At 45.3% G+C, this 19,970-nt stretch carries 14 protein-coding genes and 1 pseudogene; 3 read left to right on the top strand and 12 right to left on the bottom strand.

Annotated features, from left to right (window positions below):
• Nucleotides 1-86 precede the first annotated feature (86 nt).
• The 8 genes from purF to KT99_RS08190 form a co-directional block, all read right to left on the bottom strand.
• A complete protein-coding gene (gene purF / locus KT99_RS08225) occupies nt 87-1,601 on the bottom strand; it encodes an amidophosphoribosyltransferase (RefSeq protein WP_005498866.1) in 1,515 nt (504 codons plus the stop codon).
• A 99-nt stretch (nt 1,602-1,700) separates the two neighbouring features.
• On the bottom strand, nt 1,701-2,189 hold the full coding sequence (locus tag KT99_RS08220; RefSeq protein WP_005498865.1) for a CvpA family protein: 489 nt from the start codon (nt 2,187-2,189) through the stop codon (nt 1,701-1,703).
• A 112-nt stretch (nt 2,190-2,301) separates the two neighbouring features.
• Nucleotides 2,302-2,976: a cell division protein DedD gene (gene dedD / locus KT99_RS08215; RefSeq protein WP_005498863.1), complete on the bottom strand. Its 675-nt coding sequence runs from the start codon at nt 2,974-2,976 to the stop codon at nt 2,302-2,304.
• 2 nt (nt 2,977-2,978) lie between these two features.
• Nucleotides 2,979-4,262, bottom strand: a complete 1,284-nt coding sequence (gene folC / locus KT99_RS08210; protein WP_005498862.1) for a bifunctional tetrahydrofolate synthase/dihydrofolate synthase — start codon at nt 4,260-4,262, stop codon at nt 2,979-2,981.
• 337 nt (nt 4,263-4,599) lie between these two features.
• Nucleotides 4,600-5,385: a tRNA pseudouridine(38-40) synthase TruA gene (gene truA, locus KT99_RS08205; protein ID WP_005498860.1), complete on the bottom strand. Its 786-nt coding sequence runs from the start codon at nt 5,383-5,385 to the stop codon at nt 4,600-4,602.
• 180 nt (nt 5,386-5,565) lie between these two features.
• The gene (locus KT99_RS08200; protein ID WP_005498858.1) at nt 5,566-8,154 is read right to left on the bottom strand and encodes a FimV/HubP family polar landmark protein; all 2,589 of its coding nucleotides are present in this window, start codon (nt 8,152-8,154) and stop codon (nt 5,566-5,568) included.
• 202 nt (nt 8,155-8,356) lie between these two features.
• Nucleotides 8,357-9,373 carry an aspartate-semialdehyde dehydrogenase gene (locus tag KT99_RS08195; protein WP_005498856.1) on the bottom strand — a complete coding sequence of 339 codons (1,017 nt, stop codon included), beginning with the start codon at nt 9,371-9,373 and terminating at the stop codon, nt 8,357-8,359.
• Between the two features lie 2 nt (nt 9,374-9,375).
• On the bottom strand, nt 9,376-10,539 hold the full coding sequence (locus tag KT99_RS08190) for a 4-phosphoerythronate dehydrogenase (protein ID WP_040571753.1): 1,164 nt from the start codon (nt 10,537-10,539) through the stop codon (nt 9,376-9,378).
• A gap of 985 nt (nt 10,540-11,524) precedes the next feature.
• Here KT99_RS08190 and KT99_RS08185 point away from each other — a divergent pair.
• The 3 genes from KT99_RS08185 to KT99_RS20095 all read left to right on the top strand — a co-directional run bounded on the left by KT99_RS08185 (nt 11,525) and on the right by KT99_RS20095 (nt 13,158).
• Nucleotides 11,525-11,728 carry a hypothetical protein gene (locus KT99_RS08185; protein ID WP_005498853.1) on the top strand — a complete coding sequence of 68 codons (204 nt, stop codon included), beginning with the start codon at nt 11,525-11,527 and terminating at the stop codon, nt 11,726-11,728.
• A 259-nt stretch (nt 11,729-11,987) separates the two neighbouring features.
• Nucleotides 11,988-12,191 (top strand): hypothetical protein, encoded by a 204-nt coding sequence (locus KT99_RS08180; protein WP_005498853.1) that lies wholly within the window; start codon nt 11,988-11,990, stop codon nt 12,189-12,191.
• A gap of 214 nt (nt 12,192-12,405) precedes the next feature.
• Nucleotides 12,406-13,158 carry a hypothetical protein gene (locus tag KT99_RS20095; protein ID WP_050774336.1) on the top strand — a complete coding sequence of 251 codons (753 nt, stop codon included), beginning with the start codon at nt 12,406-12,408 and terminating at the stop codon, nt 13,156-13,158.
• Nucleotides 13,159-13,244: 86 nt separating this feature from the next.
• Here the strand turns inward: KT99_RS20095 and KT99_RS08170 are convergent.
• From KT99_RS08170 to fabB, 4 genes and pseudogenes are all read right to left on the bottom strand, one after another.
• Nucleotides 13,245-14,081 (bottom strand): annotated as a pseudogene (locus KT99_RS08170) (reverse transcriptase domain-containing protein); the annotation flags it as partial.
• Nucleotides 14,082-14,314: 233 nt separating this feature from the next.
• Nucleotides 14,315-15,295, bottom strand: a complete 981-nt coding sequence (locus tag KT99_RS08165; protein WP_040571752.1) for a transposase — start codon at nt 15,293-15,295, stop codon at nt 14,315-14,317.
• A 734-nt stretch (nt 15,296-16,029) separates the two neighbouring features.
• The gene (locus KT99_RS08160) at nt 16,030-18,321 is read right to left on the bottom strand and encodes a peptidase U32 family protein (protein ID WP_005498846.1); all 2,292 of its coding nucleotides are present in this window, start codon (nt 18,319-18,321) and stop codon (nt 16,030-16,032) included.
• 433 nt (nt 18,322-18,754) lie between these two features.
• The gene (gene fabB, locus KT99_RS08155; protein ID WP_005498845.1) at nt 18,755-19,966 is read right to left on the bottom strand and encodes a beta-ketoacyl-ACP synthase I; all 1,212 of its coding nucleotides are present in this window, start codon (nt 19,964-19,966) and stop codon (nt 18,755-18,757) included.
• Nucleotides 19,967-19,970 lie beyond the last annotated feature (4 nt).

The following is a 19,970-nucleotide window of genomic DNA, read 5'->3' as shown; positions in this document are numbered from 1 at the left end:
AAAAAACCGACACTCAAACTTGATATGTCGGCTTTCTACACGTTAACTCGCCTTCCCTAAGAAGACACTCGCAGTTAAGCGAGTGTTTATGGATGACAAACGTTATGAAGCTCTAAGTTAGTGCCGATATCTTGGTTGCGATTAGCTTTAGCATCATCATTACGTAACTGAGTGATGTGATCCAGATAATTCTGATCCACATCGTTAGTGATGTAATTGCCATCGAATACCGAGGTCTCGAAACGCTTAATCTCAGGGTTTTCCATGCGAACCGCATCAATCAGATCGTCAAGATCCTGGAAGATCATGCCATCGGCACCAATCATCTTACTGATCTCTTCGACATCACGACCATGAGCAATCAACTCACTCGCCGTTGGCATATCGATCCCATAGACGTTAGGAAAGCGAATTTCCGGTGCTGCAGAAGCAAAATACACCTTGTTAGCGCCGGCTTCACGAGCCATCTGAATGATCTGCTCTGAAGTCGTACCACGTACCACAGAGTCATCGACCAACAAGACATTCTTGCCCTTAAACTCGACACCTATGGCATTGAGTTTACGACGTACCGACTTCTTACGCTCCTGCTGACCAGGCATGATAAAAGTACGGCCAATATAACGGTTTTTAACGAAACCTTGGCGATATGGAAGATCCAAGTGACGCGCTATCTCTAACGCAGTGTCACATGACGTTTCCGGAATGGGGATAATCACATCTATATCATGATCTTCCCATTCACGCTTAATCTTCTCACCTAGCTTAGCGCCCATGTTCACCCGACTACCGTAGACAGAGACTTTATCTATGGTTGAGTCGGGACGTGCGAAGTAAACGAATTCGAATAAACAAGGTGCGTAGACGGGATCTTTAGCGCACTGACGTGTGTATAGCTCACCATCTTGAGTAATATACACGGCTTCGCCCGGCGCGATATCTCGCATCAGTGTGAAGCCAACCGAATCGAGCGCCACACTCTCGGAGGCAACCATATATTCGACGCCGTTCTCGGTCTCTTGCTTACCCAGTACCAGAGGACGAATACCGAATGGGTCACGAAAAGCGACCATGCCTTGACCTATGATCAAGGCAACGACGGCGTAGGCACCACGAATCAAGGTGTGCACATTAGCAACCGCATCGAACACTTCATCGGCGCTTAAACTCTCGTTGGTACACTGCTGAAGCTCATCGGCCAACAGGTTTAACAAGACTTCAGAGTCAGAGGTGGTGTTCACATGACGGCGCTGCTTGCGCAGACGCTTGTGTAACTCTACGGTATTGGTCAAGTTGCCGTTATGGGCTAATGAAATACCAAATGGCGAGTTTACGTAGAAAGGTTGCGCCTCAGATGCACTCGAGCTGCCTGCGGTGGGGTAACGGACATGACCGATACCTATGTTACCTTGCAGGCGTTGCATATGTTTCACTTCAAATACGTCTTTAACCAGACCATTGGCCTTACGTAATCTAAACGCATTCCCATCAACAGTCACGATACCTGCAGCATCTTGTCCGCGATGCTGGAGTACGGTTAGTGCATCATAGATAGGCTGATTAACCGATGACCGGCCAACTATTCCGACGATACCACACATGGGTGAGATTCCTCATTGTAAGATGTTCTGATAATTATAATTTTTAGTCGCAAAAGTCAGTATCGATTTAAGCTAAACCTACTAATGCTTTAATGCATTTTATATTTGGGGTACAAAGCTTGACGTGTTTTCTATGTAGTCAAAAAACCACTGGATAACAACGCCGAATTCGGGCACGAGTGTTGAGTTCTGCCACCAATCCGTATTGGGTGCGCCCGTAAACGCATCCAGGAAAAACAGTAACGCGCTGACAATTAAGGCGCCTCTCAAGGCCCCAAAACACAGGCCCAAGACTCTGTCGGTCCCGGATAAGCCAGTTTTATCGACCAACTGACCGATGAGATAATTAATCAGCGCGCCGATGATAAGTGTCGCTATAAATAGAATAGCAACTGCGACGCCATTACGAAGCATTTCATCTTGCATTTGGGTGAGGTAAACCGCGAGGTCTTGATAAAACTGACTCGCGACAAAGAAGGCTGCAAACCAGACGACTAAGGACATGGCTTCTTTAGCGAAACCACGAAGCAAGCTGATTAGAGTCGAGACTCCGATAACAGTGAGAATGGCGTAATCGATCCAAACCATTTAATGATCATCCGACATAGGGTTAAGACGGCGGGATTTTAACAGAGACCGAGCACATTCTCACCCCCAAATGGGATAATTTATTGTTTCGACCTCTAATCACCATTTTAGCTTAAAAGGCTGTTGGCCGATAAGAGACTATTCGTCCTTTAAGCTTGGTCAACTTCTCGATATTAGGTTGCAGCGACTGCAGCTTAGATTTGGAGAATTCAGGCCCGACAAACACCTTAGTCAGCTTGCCATCGACGGGATGAGTCGGCAAGGTATAGGCATTGAAACCTCCGACCCTAAGCTTGCTGATGAGGCCTCTAACATTGGCGGCATTATTGAAACTGCCCAGTTGCAATGTATAGGCTGAACTCGTCGGTGCAACAGGCTCAAAAACAGGTTTATTAGCCGGCTTCACAGCGGGTTTAACTTTAGGTTTACTCTTGGGCTTGCTCTGTGGCTGCACATTTTCGCTCGCCGTCTGTGGCTGCGATTTGGGCTCGGTCTCGACCACTTGCCACTTTGCTGAATCAGATATAGCGGTCTGCGCTTCAGACTGAAATGCTCGCTCCTGGTCACTAAGATCGACCGCTTGTATCGCCTCATCTGACAAGGTCATCTCGGCCACTTGAGGCCGCAGGGGGATCTCAAAAAATTGTTCTTCTTGTTGCACCTTCTTACCATCGAGAACATCGGGGAGGAAAATGACCCCTAATGCAACGAAGACGATGACGCCCACTAAGCGGTTCTGAAAATAACCCGACGACTTGTTATCTTGCTCTTTATCCTTTGTATCCATGATTAATCACGACCACCCAGTTCGATATTTTTAAACTCTGCCACAGTGTAAAAGGAGCCAAATACAATTACTACATCTCCTTGGCATATTTCTGCAGCAATTGCGCGCCAAGCCGACTCTACTGAATCGAAGTGCTTAGCATCGGCCGATGTGCCATCTGTATGTTGAACGTGTTCGACAAATACTTTTTTGAGGGCCTCTCCTGAGGCGCCACGCTCAGTTTTCAGGCTGGTAAATGCCCACACATCGACCAAAGGTGCCAGAGTCTCGATAACTTGACGACAATCCTTATCTTTTAACATGCCACATAAGGCAAATAAGCGCTTAGCTTGATGCTTTTCAAGCTGTTTAGCCAGATAACGTGCGGCATGAGGATTATGGGCAACGTCGAGCAAGACCAGAGGCTGCTCGCTGACCACTTCGAGCCTACCTGTGAGTCTGGCCCCTTGTATGCCTGCACGTATGATGTCATCACTGAGCCTAGGCCAACCCAGCTCAAGCAAGGCTAGCGCCGTTGCCGCATTGGGCAATGGCAGCGAAGGCATGGGAATATGACTCATGGTTTTCAAGCCGCTAAACTGCCAGAAACCGGCATCACTGCTGTAGCTAAATTCGTGATCGACACGATGCAATACAGCACCTAAGTCATTGGCATATTCGACCACACAAGGGGGTAAATCGGGTTCACCGATTATCGCGGGTTTATTGGCGCGCAAGATGCCCGCTTTTTCCATGCCGACAGACTCTCGGGTATCGCCAAGATACTCTTGGTGATCGAGATCGATTGAGGTGATAACGGCAATGTCGGCATCGATGATATTGATGGCATCTAAGCGGCCACCGAGTCCAACTTCCAATAACACAGTATCTAACTTAGCCGCTTTAAAGATATATAAGCCAGCCAAGGTGGCGAACTCGAAGTAGCTCAGGGAAACATCACCACGAGCCTGATTGATGGCGTCGAATGCTTGAATAAAAAGCCCGTCATCGACATCTTTGCCATCGATACGAACCCGCTCATTGTATTTGAGCATATGGGGCGAGCTATAAACGCCAACGCTTTCCCCTGCCAGGAGTAACACCTGTTCGACCATGGCACAGGTGGTTCCCTTGCCATTGGTGCCGGCAACGGTGATCACCTTAGTGGTGCCGAGATCCCTAAGCCCGAGTCGATCGGCCACTTGTGATACTCGCCCAAGCCCCATCTCTATCTCAGTGGGGTGTATAGCAAGCAAGTAATCTAACCAGGTATCTAAACTGGCATCTTGAGCGGGAGCGTTAAACATGGTTATTGGCTCTTGATAATTAATTAAAAATTCCACCACACAGTGGTGCCGATATATACCCAAGCTACCTCAAGGTGCTCGTTTCAGAGCCCCCGTAGGATAGCTGAACAAGGCAGTGATTGAGAGAATGGTTACTCCCTTGTCGATAGCACTAACGCAGTGCAGTTATTCTACGGGAGCTCCCGCAGGGCAAGGCGAGAAGCAACATTTTTCTGCGTTATGAAATATTGAATTATAATAACTAGTACTACTCTTTCATGCCTTGAACTCTGTCACTTCTCGACATGCTGAATCCTGTATTTTGAAGTGGTTTGGGTATAGATGCCTTGCAGCGCCATCAATCCAACATAAATAGCGGACCGAGTGCTAGTTGTGGCAGTTCATATTTATCCGGATAGGTCACATCGACCATATATAACCCATTCGGCTTCGCCGTAGGGGCCGCCTTGCTTCTGTCCTTGAGTGCTAACAGACTGACAATCCAGTCTTCATTCTGGTGACCTAAACCAATTTCAATCAATGAACCTACGATATTTCGCACCATATGATGCAAGAAGGCATTCGCCTTGATATCCACACATAAGTACATGCCCTGACGGGTCACATTGACCTCATGGACATGTCGAAACGGGGTTTTAGACTGACAGTGCAGCGCCCTGAAACTGGTAAAGTCATGCTCACCGACAAAATGCTGCGCCGCATGATGCATCTTGTCCTCGTCGAGTTGACCTCGATAATGACTCACACCCGAACGTAAGATCCCGGGTCTTAAATGATAGTTATAGATGATGTAACGATAACGTCTGGCCGTCGCAGAGAAGCGAGCATGAAAATCGTCATCAACCAGCTTCACCCATTTGACCGCGATATCGTCGGGCAAATTGACATTCACACCTAAGGTCCAGGCACTCTCTTTACGAATAGCCGTAGTCTCGAAGTGGACCACTTGTCCCGTACCATGAACACCAGAGTCGGTTCTACCGGCGCAGTGAACGCTAATGGGCTGATTGGCTACTTTTGACAGGGCTCGCTCTAATTGAGCCTGAACCGTGTCGACTTCGAGCTGACGTTGCCAGCCATAATACTTGCTGCCATCATATTCGATACCTAACGCTACTCGCATACACCCTCTTTGAACCAATCTCTGTCACCACTCATGCAATCAATCATGGGGGTTAGCTCGTTATGAAGAAAACCCAGAGAAGTTGTTTGACCTATTTGGGCGCGGATTTTAGCACACACTTGAATTACAGATAAGAAAAACGGCGCTTGATGCGCCGTTATTTTCAGCAGGGGGACAAATTTAATCTAAGGAATTGATTAAACCGTTAGCTTCCTCTTTCTGCCTGTCATTACCATCGAGCAGCACCTCTTTAATCAAGGCTTTAGCACTGTCGTTATCATCGATCTCTATATAGGCTCTGGCGAGATCTAACTTAGCATTGACCGAGTTCTCTTCATCATCGACGTCCACCATGGCAGGATTACCCATCAGGCTGTCCAGCTCTCCCATATCGATATCGAGCTCTTTATATTGGTCCATGTCCACCACCTCTTCATCGGCCTCATTGAGGAGACGATCGATATCGATGAAACCATTGTCCTTCTGGAAGCTGCTAAGGTCATGCTCGGGCACTGCGACCACAGGAGATTTAGACACCTCTTTAGCATCGAGAGCGGCAAGAGCCTCGTCGACAGTCAGCTTTTCTTCATCACCTTGGTTCAAGGAGATTTCGCTATCTGCTACTTTAGCTTCCGATGATGGGCTTAGCAGCTCATCATTACTCGCGGGTGCAATGACAGGCTCTTGCACATCGGCACTCGACTCCCAATCCAAGCTGTTGTCGGCTTTCTTACCGCCTTTGAGATCGGCAAACATGCCCCCGGCAGGTTTACTGGCCACTGGATCTTGACCCGCTTTAGGATCGACAGCCTCAAGATCGGCTAACAATGAGTCCAGCGCATCGTCGCCGCTAGGCTCACGTTCAGGGCTTGGCTCTAGCAAGCTATCGTCCGGTATTTCTGCTTTATCGAGCCGGTCGACGATACCAGCATCGGCAATATCGAACTCGGCAAGTAAGGATTCAAGATCATCTTCGCTATCTGGGTTGCTCGTCTCGACTTCACCTTCGAGCTCGGCAGAAATCGCCTCGCTAAGATCGACTTCCTCAACAGTGGTCTCGCCGCGAGTGTCCTGTGCAGGCGCATCGAACCCAGCCAGCAAGGCGTCTAAATCTTCTTCGCCCTCTTTGTCAGCACTTTCTTTTTCAACAAGCTCTTCACCGGGTGTATCTTCCTCGGCGGTCATAGTGACATCTTGCTCTAATTCGGCAGCAATCTCTTCTGCAAGATTAGTAGCATCATCGCTCGGGACATCGGCAGCTGCATCGAAACCCGCTAACAGCGAATCTACATCATCTTCCGCGACAAGATCACTCTGGGTTTCGGTCTGACTCTCAGCCGCAGTCTCTATCTGGGTACTTGCTGCATCGGCCGCGTCATCGAAGCCAGCTAACAGTGAATCTACATCATCTTCCGCGACAAGCTCACTCTGGGTTTCGCTCTGACTCTCAGCCGCAGTCTCTATCTGGGTACTTGCTGCATCGGCAGGCTCATTGAAACCCGCTAATAGAGAATCTAGGTCATCAGCACCCGCTTTAGCTTCCTCTTCATCTTGCTCCCCCATCGCCTCGGCCCAAAGGTCATCCAGAGACTGACCTTCCTCTTCGACAGGCTCCTCCTCACTCGAAGTTTCACCTAGGTCAACAAACATATCCGCGGCAAGATCCACTTCCGGCTGCAACTCTGCCGTATCTATGTTCATCAGTGAATCGATGGAATCATCATCTTGGCTATCGAGATGAACTGCCATGGCTTCAAGATCTTCACCTGCTGGTGCCTGTGTTACTTCTGCCTCGGCTGGGGCGTTCGGCGCCGATGTATCTTCAGCTTCTGTTTCTTTAGCAGTTTGTTCGTCTGTACCTGCGCCTTCATCACGGCGACGTCTTAAGAATAACCACAACAGCAGCAATAACAGTAATGCTGGAATGGAGATAGCCGCGATTAACATCAGAGGGTTGCTCATCAGATTACGCCACAGGTCAGTATCTTCCTCAGGCTCAGCAGCCTGAGGCGTATTAACCTGCTCTTGTAGAGATTTAACCTCTTCAGTAAGGCCTGCACCTTGCAACTTACTGGCTTGCAGTTGCTCTTCTAAAATCGCAACCTGCTCATTGAGTTCGGCAATCTTATTCTTTAATATTTCTGTATCTGACTCACCTAAATCCAACTGATCCTGAGCCCTAGCTAGCTCATCTGTGAGTTGCAGGTTTTTAGCTTCCGCCGCGTCGAGATTAGCCGTTAGCTCGGTTAAATCCTGGTTTGCTTCAGGTTTCTGAGCCGCGCTCGTATCGGCGGGGGTAATAGGTAAGGTGACGGGTCTGGCTGGCGTGCTCGTAGTTGCTTGTGTTGCTTGCACAACTTTAGGCTGAGTCGTTTTCTTCCAGCCTTTATCATCTCTCTCGGCTCGCGCTTTCGCCATGCTATTAGGAATGGCCAACATCAAGTCTTTTGACGGAATGAGCAGTATCATGCCTTTTTCTAGACTATTAAAATTGGCATTAAAAAAGGCATGAGGGTTGGCATCATAGATGGCCGCCATGACTTGATAGATGGTGACACTGTTATCAGGGCGAACCTTTTGAGCGATGCTCCAGAAAGTATCGGAAGACCGAGTCGGGCCATACTGACGGTTAGTTTGCCTCACCTCACCATCGGGGCCCGTGATCTTCAGCGGCTCAGCAGCAAAAGCCGTTTGGACCAGCGGAGTTACAGAAAAAACCAGTAGAGCTGAGGCCATCAGACCGACAAGATACGAAGTGCGAAAGTTCATCAATTCTTCCCTTTCAAGCGCAGTGATGCTGCAATTCAAGCAGCGAAGCTTTAGGTAATTGTATTTATTGAGATTACTATAAACCAGAAATCCCAGGTCTGCTACTGTTCACAATTCAAAAACAACTGCAAAAACAAAAAAAGCCTGCACATTGCAGACTTTTTCATCAAACTAGGCATTTAACCTATTATAAAATTCGAAATTAATAATAATCGCGAATCAACACCTCGGCTATTTGAACACTGTTGAGTGCCGCACCTTTTCTAATATTATCAGATACAACCCAAAGGTTTATGCCGTGCGAATGAGAGATGTCTTTGCGTACACGTCCCACATAGACAGGATCCGTGCCAGCAGCTTCTGTCACAGCCGTAGGATACTCTTCATTGGATTCAAATAATTCAATCCCGGGAGCCTCACGCAACACAGCCTTAACATCTTCAGCTTCGGCGGGTTGGATGGTCTCCAGATGTATCGCTTCCGAGTGACCGAAAAATACCGGCACTCGAACCGCAGTAGGATTGACGACAATCTTGTCATCACCGAAGATCTTCTGAGTTTCCCAGACCATCTTCATCTCTTCCTTGGTGTAACCGTTTTCCATAAACTCATCGATTTGCGGTAACACGTTGAAGGCGATCTGTTTTGAATAAACCTTAGGCTCTACAGGAAGACCTTGAAGTAATTTCGAACATTGACCTGCAAGCTCTGAGATAGCCTCTTTACCTGAGCCCGATACCGACTGGTATGTGGCGACATTGATACGTGAAATACCAAATGCATCATAGATAGGTTTAAGCGCAACCAACATCTGAATCGTCGAGCAGTTTGGGTTAGCGATGATATTACGGTTACGGAAATCGGCAATCGCTTCCGGGTTAACCTCAGGGATAACCAAAGGGACATCGTTATCGTATCTGAAATGAGAGGTGTTATCGATGACAACACAGCCGTTCTCTGCGGCGATAGGCGCCCACTTTTCAGAAACATCGCCACCGGCAGAGAAGAAGCCTATCTGCGCCTGAGACCAATCGAAGTCGTCTACGTCAAGAATTTCTACCTGTTTACCGTTAAAGCTGACCGTACCACCAGCGCTACGACTACTGGCTAGAGGAAATAATTTCGCAACGGGAAAATTGCGCTCTTCGAGGATCTCTACTATGGTTTGACCCACTGTGCCCGATGCACCTAATACGACAACATTGAATTCTTGCGACATAATTACTGTCCGATTCCTGAAAAACCTAAATTAGTCAGCCAATTTACATCAGAATGCCCAGTGTTTACTAGCCTTAAGGCACTAAATTCACGTCTATGCAGGTGATTTTTTCTCATAAGGTCAAAGCCATTGTTATTAAGTGAATTAACTTGGGGGGGTTTTGATGAATCATCAAGGATGGTTTTTCTAAATAATTCATCGTCATCACGAAGGTCATAGATAAAACGGGCAAGTTGCAGCAGGGATTTTTGATTGGGTATCGACTCGATATCCAACTGAACACTCCATAGAGACGGTAATAGCGCAGTCATGGACTTATCGGCATCTTTGCCCAGTACCTGCATCAGCTGCTGATACAGCATAAAAGTGCCGCGAGCCTTACCTTCCAGGCTGTAACCTGCAATATGAGGCGTCGCCAATTCGACCAGAGGGATGAGCTCATGCATAGGATTAGGCTCCCCTTCCCACACATCGAGTACCAGCTTGATATCCGGCCTTTTCAGCTTGACCTTAATCAGCGCGCGATTATCTATCACCTCACCGCGGCAGCAGTTAAGCAACCAGGTGCCTTGTTTTAAGCTATTGAGCCTGGCCTCATCGAACAGATACCAGGTCTTATGTTCGCCAGTCTTAGTGATAGGCACATGAAGACTGATCACATCACAGCGAGCAATCAGTTCATCTAATGAGATAAAGTCACGGGGATCGCTATCTTGAATAACCGGGTCGTGCAGCAGCACAGTCACGCCATAGGCCTGAAGACACTTAGCCACCGCCGAGCCTGTGTTACCCGCCCCTACGATACCCACAGTCTTGTCTTTAAGCTGACCACCGCAACGATTAGCGAGTTCCAGCATGGCGATAAAAGCAAACTCTCCCACTGCCGTTGCATTGCAGCCTGGCGCGTTACTAAAGGGAACGCCCCGTGTAGCAAGGTAATCGGTATCGATATGATCTGTGCCAATAGTGGCACTGCCGACAAACTTCAAGTTGTTGTTCAACGCAAGTAAAGACCCATTGACCTGAGTCACGGAGCGTACCAAGAGCACATCGGCATCTTTGGCCTGCTCAGGTGCCAGCTCCCTGCCATTAACGGTTTCAATCGTCCCCAAATCGCCAAATAGCTCTTGTACATAAGGCATGTTTTCATCGGCAATAATCTTCATCATGGGTTCCAAAAAGTGAGGTGAATGCGTTGGTTGGCACATTCTAACAATATGAGCGCAGCTTGAGAATGAAGCTGGTTACATTTTTGTCTTTGCTTCGCCTTAGCTTCATGTGGCGGGTTTGTTTGGAGGTCGCACCTTCATTTGAGTTTCATTGATATGTAGCTAACTCAGAAATGCCCCATTGCTTATTAGTACAATTACTCAGTCATTTTTTGGCAATCAGAATTTTCCATAAGAAATGTATTGAAAAATGCATCAAATAGAACGTAACTGCCGTGGCGCATTATAAGCATCGTTTCGAGAATGGATTACTAGATCTCAGCAATAAGAGCCTACTAAGTTAAAGTACCAAAATCTTATGGGTGTCCACTTATCCTAGCTGCATAAAACTCACCAGATTGACATTTAAATTCAATATAAATCATGACATTACAGGCTTTCGAGCACTTAAACTGTTAGTGTTGATATTTGGAGGAACGACCTCCTATTTATCGTGGGTGGCTTGATAAATGTTGCTTGATAAATGTTGCTGCCGAAGCTCGCGGTCGCATCTACACCAACTGACTTACAAGAAAGTAACGGTTCCATAGCTGGATTATTGAACAGCTATGAATCTCTGTTTTGCAAAAAATAGATTTTTCTTCTCGTTATGTAAACCTAGATATTCTCGGTTTACCAAGCGAGAAATACCTATGGTATTGAAAAATATTTAATTTATAGTTTATGAGATTTACATAACGACCCAAATTGATTCTCGATTATCTAAATTCTCGGTTTTTTCAGACAAAATGACGATTGTCTCACAGAAACCTTACTGGTAACTTACTAAAATCATTGTGAATAAGCGGCACTATTTCGGTTAGATTAACAGACAGTCTGCGGAGTGTTTATCGGAATTCACGCTAATAAGCTGTTATGTTTATACAACACTAGCTGTGTGTTACGATTTTCTGTCAATCACTCTTAAAAGGAATTAACTATTATGAATAACCCCAATCCTTCCGAACTAACTGATTCAGAGTTAGTCGCACTTAACAATATACTTGTTGGTGAAGTAACTAAACTTAGCAAAGTAGTTAATAATGATACAAGCAATGATAAGCCTATCGGGGAGCAATCTCTCTCAGGACTAATTTCCTTGTATCAGCGCTTACAGAAAGAGATTGAAAGTCGATCTTTGAGTTAAGCAAATCAATTAAAGATTGTGCTCTCTCTAAGGGGTTAAGGCTCTTAGCTGAATCTTCCCATTCAGCTAATGATTCTAATAATGGTGTGGTCATAAAATTTTCTCCTTAATTTAAAAATAAACATAACAAGCGTAACCAATGGGACAATCCTCAATCGCTACGCTCAATCGTTTGCCCTTGTTACGGGCGTTATGTTTATACAACACTAGCTGTGTGTTACGATTTTCTGTCAATCACTCTTAAAAGGAATTAACTATTATGAATAACCCCAATCCTTCCGAACTAACTGATTCAGAGTTAGTCGCACTTAACAATATACTTGTTGGTGAAGTAACTAAACTTAGCAAAGTAGTTAATAATGATACAAGCAATGATAAGCCTATCGGGGAGCAATCTCTCTCAGGACTAATTTCCTTGTATCAGCGCTTACAGAAAGAGATTGAAAGTCGATCTTTGAGTTAAGCAAATCAATTAAAGATTGTGCTCTCTCTAAGGGGTTAAGGCTCTTAGCTGAATCTTCCCATTCAGCTAATGATTCTAATAATGGTGTGGTCATAAAATTTTCTCCTTAATTTAAAAATAAACATAACAAGCGTAACCAATGGGACAATCCTCAATCGCTACGCTCAATCGTTTGCCCTTGTTACGGGCGTTAGGCCAATACGGAGAGTTCGGCATGTTTTCAAAAAGAAGTATAATAATATTGGTGAACACACTTAACTTCAGAACTAAGGATCAAGTTGAAAGATTTTCAATCGAATTTGAAATGGAAGATGCTATATCAGGTCAGTACCTGAAAGAAAAAGAAACTTCGATTACTAAGCATTTAATCGCAAATGGTAATATTAAAACGCAGTCAGGAGCTCCGCTTTTGGTGGATGTAATAGAATATCTATTACGTAATCGAACACATCAAACGAATACTACAGAACTTGAAAATACACTAGCAAAAGACGGCTATGAACTTTCAGATTCATCTGTCCGTAAATCACTACCATCAGCTATACCACTTGTTCAATCGGAAAACAAGCTTCTAGATATTTTAAATCGTAGGGGGCTTGTTGTGGCTGTTGGTCATTATGAACAAGCTATTGCTGCTCATGGTCGTGGCGATTGGGCTGCTGCTAATGCTCAGCTTCGTTCATTTGTTGAAGATTTTTTTAATCAATGTCATATATTATTATCCGCAGGCCCGGGAACATCCACACAGCAACGAAAAGAAGATCTAGCTCGCACCGGATTTTTTTCCTCAAGTTACAATGAGTTTTTAAATAATGGCACTGGTTTTGTTGAGGGTTTCTGGAAACGATTGCACCCAGAAGGTTCACACCCAGGTCTTTCTGAATCTGCAGATTCATCATTCAGGTTGCATTTAGTTTTATTGGTTTTACATCATTACGCTGAAAGACTAGATTTACAATTGGCCTAATCGGGTAGCCGGAGGTATCTAGCCTCCAGCCCCCACACCACCCTGCATGCGGCTCCGCACAGGGCGGTTCATTTAGAGCGCCTAACCTAGACTTTCTGGTTAGGGTAATGAACTGCGATCCATCCATCTCTTAGTGAACATAAACCCGCTTTCTTAAGGTAATCATTACTCAGCGCTTGCTGTATCCCTGGTGTTTTCGAGCTTCGCCATGGCCCTTTACTTGTGATCCCACAAGCAACGGCTGATTGGATCCTGACGCCACGTCTAAGTAAATTTTGTACCTTAGTCCTTGGCTTTCGCCACTGACGCCAGTAGCACATACGTACTCGACGACGGATCCAATGGTCTAAGTCGACACATCCTTGGTAAGCGTTGGCTATGCCAAAGTAGTTGATCCAGCCTTGCATGTATTGCCGCACTTTAAACAGCTGATAACCCATACTCACGCCCCAATTTCGGTTCGTCAGTCGTCTCATCTTTTGTTTGAAAATGTGCAACGTCTTAGCATGCCATTGGATCTTTCCTCGGTTAAATGTAAACCCGAGGAACTTGCTTTGACCGACCTTAACCACTTGGCTTTTCTGTTCATTAACAACCAGTTTTAGCTTAATGGCAAGGTAATGAGTAACGCTCTTGAGTACCCGCTCTCCCGCTCGAATAGACTTAACCAAGATGATAAAGTCGTCCGCGTAGCGGGCGAATTTATGCCCTCGGCTTTCCAGCTCTTTATCCAGACTATCCAACATAATGTTAGATAGTAGTGGCGAGAGTGGACCGCCTTGAGGCACACCTTCAAAACTGGCTTCAAATTGGTCATTGACCATCACACCTGCACGAAGGTATTTACCGATAAGTGCCAACAAGCGCTTATCCTGTACCTTGCTCCTCAGCTGAGTCATTAATAGATCATGATTAACTCGGTCAAGTACAACCAAGACACCCATTCTTATTCTAAGGAAGATCGCCAGTGCCGAACACAGCCAGATAAACTCCACAATTTATCAATCCCCCCACTTACTACCCTAAACAATACTCAAATATTCTGTCATGAGTGAAATTTAGACTATTCTATTGAAAATCAAGCATCAAAAATCCCAAACGTCGGTTTGGTTATGCTTGAATATAATAATTTGAAATGGGTATCTCAGGGTCTTGATTAACCGTTATCTAGCCATCGATGGCAGTTGGCTGCACCTTGCCGACGCTTGCGCTCAAGATGTTCACAATACGCTGTTAACTCTTGGGTGTTGCCCACGGGCCCTTTGAAAATCTTAGTAAACTCTGTGGTCAGTTTTATCCAGTTTTCTTGCGGGATATTAAGTCTATTTAATATCTTAGCAGACTCTTGACTCATAGAGCCTCGCTTGTCTGCTCTGACTATCCTCCCTGTATCATCAACAAGTTGCAGATAATCTTTAGCACTAAACATAAGTCCTTTAGGCATTGCTTTATGTTCGTTACCAACAAAAGGCAGTAGCGTATTGGGCTGCTCACCTTTAATCGCAGCCTTAATACGCAGTTTAATGCTAGTAAAGTCTGAGGTTTCCGGTGTCTTAGCCATCTTAGCGCGGATAGGGTTCAAATCTACATAGGCCATACAGGCAAGTACTGCAGCTTCATCAAGTAAAGCCTGGGACTTAAATCGTCCCTCCCAGAAACGGCCTTTACACTTGTCCTCAGCATTGGCTCTACGAGCGATAGGTTCGTTGAGTGCCCGCATAAACCAAGAGATATTCATCAACCTTGAGCGGTACTCTTTTACTCGAGTGTTGATGATAATTTGTTGATAGGATTCAAGTGCTTCACCTTTAACAAAGTCGTGATTAAGGCTGTCGCCTTTAAACAGCTTTTGCCATTGAGTGACCACTTCTATATCTGACCAATGCTTAGCTAGCTCCACATCAATACGTAACACTAGATGTAAATGATTACTCATCACGACGTAAGCACAGATATCAATGGCAAACACAGATGCCAGCTCCAGTAGTCGACTTTCAACCCAAACCCGTCTATGCTCATAGGATTGACCAGTATAATGATCGACTCCACACAAAAAAGCCTTTCTAACACAACGAGATACGCAGTGGTAGAATAACGTATCCTCCAAACTTACTAATGATTTTCTTGGTGTTGGCATAACAAATCCTCTCAACAACTCTCACTTAAGCTTAGTCAAGGGATCTTCATCTGACAATCCTGAGTGTCTTGGTTAGTTGGCTCTGGGTGTCTTGGTTAGTTGGCTCTTGGTTAGTTGGCTTTGAACGCGGCTGTGACCTTCGGTTTCAGGGTGAGGTATCACGAAGTGATACTCTCCGAACGAGAGGCTAGGATGCCGAACTGGCCTTTAAACATGGAAGTTGTTGGAAACCGTAGAGCGCACATGGATGTGTTCACAGCGTGTCACAGAAGTGTTCGCACATCCCTCGCCGGGCAGGCATTTGATAACAATACTGTATTGGTGACCAGAAAACTAACCAAACACCAAAACCGCTAAATGAACCGATTCAAAGAAGATATTTGTAACTTGTGATCCGACAAGTTAACTCATTTTTGTCCAGAAACGCGTTAGAGAAGACTTAGAAACCTCAATCGAAGAAACGAATGAGCCGATGTAGATGCGGCTGTGGGCTTCCAAAACATGGATGTTTTGGTAGAGCTTACAGGGACTGTACTTGCAGCGTCCCACAGAAGCACCTACATATGAGGTCACTCATTCACATCCTTGTGGTCGTAACATTCGTAAATCCATTTACAGCACCTGCTGCAGGCAATAAACACCAATAACGCTATGGTACTTAGCAAACAAATTAAATAACAATAAAGCCCAATGAACCCACCTAAATAGATACTTCAAACTTGTTATTCCACAAGTTACAAGCCATTGTGGTATTGCAATACCGTCGATTGTGGCACCATCTTGTCTAGGCTTGTCACCGCATTAGATTGGCCACTGAGGAGCTGCTCAAACTGTTGGATGAGCAGCACCTTGTCGGGTGATGGCTTATTTCCGGCGCCAATATTGGTTAAATCAATCATAAAACCATCAAAGAGATGAGCCAGATCCTCAATAATCTCGGTATTTAAGAATTGGTCTTGATTATAAATACTGGGATAGCCTGCTTTTTGCTTATCGATAGCAAACTCATCACCTTTAAGATTGGTGATGCTGGTAGATTTATCGCAAGACAGCATACAGCCATTGTCGATACGCGGTTTTTCACAACCCACACTTTGCTGGAAGAAGCATTGTCTGCTCGCCATAAGCAAAATAGGATGATAGATGCTGTATAGCATTTTGAAGTTTTCAGGTCGTGCAATATGTTTAATTTGATTATGATTGATTTCGTTAGAAATAAAGGCGCCGTGACAATCAAACTGCTCTTGCATGGCCAATAATGCATAAGAGTTAGTGGTGTTTAAAAACGGACCCGCAATCCATTTAATCCCCAGCTCAAAGGCGCGATTGGCGATACCGGTATTATTGGTGACAATAAGCTCAGGTTTGACTTGCTCTAAAATATTCAGCGCTGCATCAAAATCTTTACCAATTAGCACTGATGAGAACCAAGGAATTAGACGCGGGTTTTGTTTGAAAAAATCGACATATTTAGTACAGCCGCGCTTATAGGCATCGGGTAACTTAAAGTAAATGTCGGCATCGGTGACATCGGCAAGGGCGATATCAGCCTCATCACAGATCAAGATAGACAGTTTAGGCCTGTGTGTTTCAGGCTTGGGATGCCTCGCCAGTTTAGGTAATTCAACGGCTGGTAACACTGGGGTTTCATGGTTAAGTTGCAATAGCACTTGCTTCTTTAAGCTAGTCAGCTCCTTAAAAGGAATGCTAAGGCCAGCGGCTAAATCATCAGTGACTAGCTGCTGCAGATCGAACTCTGCATTATTTAAACTCTTAAATCGCTTCTCAATCGCACTGGCATCAATGCTGGCATCATCACTGATAGTCAGCAGGCTAGGAGACTGCACCGTAAAGGTTTTATGCTCTAACTGGGTTTGGCCAATAATAAAGTCTTGAGTGCTCACGGTAATGGATAACGGCTGGCCCAATTGACCCGAGAAAGACAATGTCAGTGGCAGTTTTTCTATGCTGAGATGTTTAATTTTATCGTCGACAGATGCTTGAATTTGGCTTTTTTCTACCTGTAATGCTTGCTCTGCATCATGAATTTGTACTACCGAAATAGACTTTAAGCCATTGTGAGTGAGCTTATCTTTAAGGTGATTTTTCGAGTTATCACGGGGATTATCGATAAACATCGACTGATTTAAATCCCCCTTTAGAAAAGAGTTGGTCAGATCGCGGTTAAATACCTTATAGAGGCGCTCACCATCTTCAAGCAGCTCTCCAGTAGCGAGAAAACCATCGATCTGCTTACGAAAGCTGTCTATTACTGTATGGACGTAACTTGCGCCCTTTATACGACCTTCCACCTTAAACGAGTGAACACCGGCTTCTATCAATGCCGGTAGATCGAAAAACGCCGAGTTATCTTTGATATTGAGCGGAAAGTTATTACCTGTCTCAGTGGTTTGATACTCTTCACGGCAAGCTTGACTACAACGGCCGCGGTTACCTGAGTTACCCACACTGGCTGATGTGGAATAGCATAACCCTGAGAAGGCAATACATAAGGATCCATGCACAAACACTTCAGTGGTGATATCGTTTTCACGACCAGCCTCAGTTAATGCGGCTATTTCACGTAAATTAAGCTCTCTCGATAAATTAACTCGTGATGCGCCTAACTTCTTCAAGAAAGGGATTTGACCCACATTATGGGTAGTTAGCTGAGTCGATGCGTGAATGTCTAATGTAGGGAAATGCTTTGTGAGCAAATGGAACATGCCAATATCTTGCACAATCACACCGTCTAATCTGGTGTTAACCAACTTACTTAGTAGCTTTACCAGTGACTTAAACTCATTTTCTAAAATAACAATGTTCAGCGTAAGAAATATCTGACACTGATACTGGTGTGCTAGACGTATGATACCAACAAGTTCCTCAAAGGAAATATTAGCAGCACGGTTACGAGCATTGAAGGTATCTAAGCCGCAATAAACAGCGTCGGCTCCGGCAATAATCGCCGCTTTAATCGCATCAACATCTCCGCCTGGTGCTAATAATTCAATCTTTGGATCCATGATCACAACTTGTTGTTAGAAATTTAATGGGGGGGATGTTACCCATATATTTTGCTAATGAATATCGTTAACGTAAATTATTCGCAATTGTTAATGATAACTGAAGCGACAACTCAGACATCTAAGGTTTTATACCTTGTAGTCTCTAGACAATAAAGCTCAATGAAATCACAGCAGATACTGCGACTAACTAGTTATCCAACAAGTCCCGACTCCCATGACGAGAATGTCAGACAGAAAGTCAATTTATAGCTATCCATGCCAAATTAACATAACTATCTCTACGAGAATGCCAGACACAAAGTCAATTTATAGCTATCCATGCAAAATTGACATAAGTGTTCCAGACACAAAAAAGGGAGCCTAAGCTCCCTTTTTATGTTTGGTACTTTAGAGAAAGTACCTCACACTTTACGTAACGTTCAGATGAAGGTTACTTATACTTTCTCATGACCAAGGTCGCATTAGTGCCACCGAAACCAAAACTGTTACTCATCACTGTGGTGAGGTCAGCTTCACGGTATTCAGTCACTACTGGCATACCTGCGGCTTTCTCGTCCAGGTTATCGATATTGATACTAGGCGCGATGAAGCCATGTTCCATCATGATCAGGCTGTAGATAGCTTCGTGAGCACCCGCAGCCCCGAGTGCATGACCCGTCAGAGACTTGGTCGATGCGAAGGGTGGCAAGTTATCACCGAAGGTTTCACGCAGAGCTTCAAGCTCACGCATGTCACCGACAGGCGTAGATGTACCGTGGGTGTTGATGTAATCGATAGGCGTATCGACATCGGCGAGCGCCATCTGCATACAACGAACGGCACCTTCTCCTGATGGAGCAACCATGTCATAGCCATCAGATGATGCGCCGTAACCGATAATTTCGGCGTAGATTTTCGCGCCACGTGCTAACGCATGTTCAAGCTCTTCGACAACCACGATTCCGCCGCCACCTGAGATAACGAAACCATCACGGTCTGCATCATAGGTACGAGATGCTTTTTCAGGCGTGTCATTATATTTAGTCGACAGTGCACCCATGGCGTCGAAGCCCATGGTCAAAGTCCAATCAACCTCTTCAGAGCCACCGGCGAAGACCATATCTTGCTTACCCATCTGGATAAGTTCAGCGGCATGGCCAATACAGTGAGCACTGGTTGCACAGGCAGAACTGATTGAATAGTTCATGCCCTTAATCTTGAACGGTGTCGCTAAGCAAGCGCTCGCGGTGCTAGACATGATACGCGGCACGATATACGGACCGACACGCCTAATGCCCTTCTCACGTAATATATCCGCGGCTTGTACCTGGTTAGCCGACGAAGCCCCACCAGTACCGGCTATGATGCCCACACGAGGATCTGAATACTGCTCTTCAGTTAGACCGGCATCTTTAATGGCTTCAGCCATGGCAACATAGGCATAGGCTGCGGCTTTACCCATAAAACGAAGTGCTTTACGGTCGATATGTTCTTTCGGATCTAAGGTGATTTCGCCCCAAACACGGCTGCGAAGTTTCATTTCTTCAAACTGAGCAGAGTGGGTAATACCACTGCGGCCAGCTTTCAGTGACTCAGTGACTTCTTGCTTATTGTTACCAATACTTGAAACTACGCCAAGTCCGGTGATCACGACTCTTTTCATTATT

It is taken from the genome of Shewanella benthica KT99, assembly GCF_000172075.1.
In the GTDB taxonomy this organism is placed as follows: Bacteria; Pseudomonadota; Gammaproteobacteria; order Enterobacterales; family Shewanellaceae; genus Shewanella; species Shewanella benthica_A.
This window is presented reverse-complemented; position numbering and strand designations above follow the sequence as displayed.

What these genes read in the sequence shown, in the direction of transcription:
- KT99_RS08220 (WP_005498865.1), bottom strand. Translation starts at nt 2,189, where the DNA reads ATGGTTTGGATCGATTACGCCATTCTCACTGTTATCGGAGTCTCGACT.
- KT99_RS08160 (WP_005498846.1), bottom strand. Translation starts at nt 18,321, where the DNA reads ATGGATCCAAAGATTGAATTATTAGCACCAGGCGGAGATGTTGATGCG.
- KT99_RS08165 (WP_040571752.1), bottom strand. Translation starts at nt 15,295, where the DNA reads ATGCCAACACCAAGAAAATCATTAGTAAGTTTGGAGGATACGTTATTC.
- folC (WP_005498862.1), bottom strand. Translation starts at nt 4,262, where the DNA reads ATGTTTAACGCTCCCGCTCAAGATGCCAGTTTAGATACCTGGTTAGAT.
- KT99_RS08190 (WP_040571753.1), bottom strand. Translation starts at nt 10,539, where the DNA reads ATGAAGATTATTGCCGATGAAAACATGCCTTATGTACAAGAGCTATTT.
- purF (WP_005498866.1), bottom strand. Translation starts at nt 1,601, where the DNA reads ATGTGTGGTATCGTCGGAATAGTTGGCCGGTCATCGGTTAATCAGCCT.
- fabB (WP_005498845.1), bottom strand. Translation starts at nt 19,966, where the DNA reads ATGAAAAGAGTCGTGATCACCGGACTTGGCGTAGTTTCAAGTATTGGT.
- dedD (WP_005498863.1), bottom strand. Translation starts at nt 2,976, where the DNA reads ATGGATACAAAGGATAAAGAGCAAGATAACAAGTCGTCGGGTTATTTT.
- KT99_RS08180 (WP_005498853.1), top strand. Translation starts at nt 11,988, where the DNA reads ATGAATAACCCCAATCCTTCCGAACTAACTGATTCAGAGTTAGTCGCA.
- truA (WP_005498860.1), bottom strand. Translation starts at nt 5,385, where the DNA reads ATGCGAGTAGCGTTAGGTATCGAATATGATGGCAGCAAGTATTATGGC.
- KT99_RS08185 (WP_005498853.1), top strand. Translation starts at nt 11,525, where the DNA reads ATGAATAACCCCAATCCTTCCGAACTAACTGATTCAGAGTTAGTCGCA.
- KT99_RS08195 (WP_005498856.1), bottom strand. Translation starts at nt 9,373, where the DNA reads ATGTCGCAAGAATTCAATGTTGTCGTATTAGGTGCATCGGGCACAGTG.
- KT99_RS20095 (WP_050774336.1), top strand. Translation starts at nt 12,406, where the DNA reads ATGTTTTCAAAAAGAAGTATAATAATATTGGTGAACACACTTAACTTC.
- KT99_RS08200 (WP_005498858.1), bottom strand. Translation starts at nt 8,154, where the DNA reads ATGAACTTTCGCACTTCGTATCTTGTCGGTCTGATGGCCTCAGCTCTA.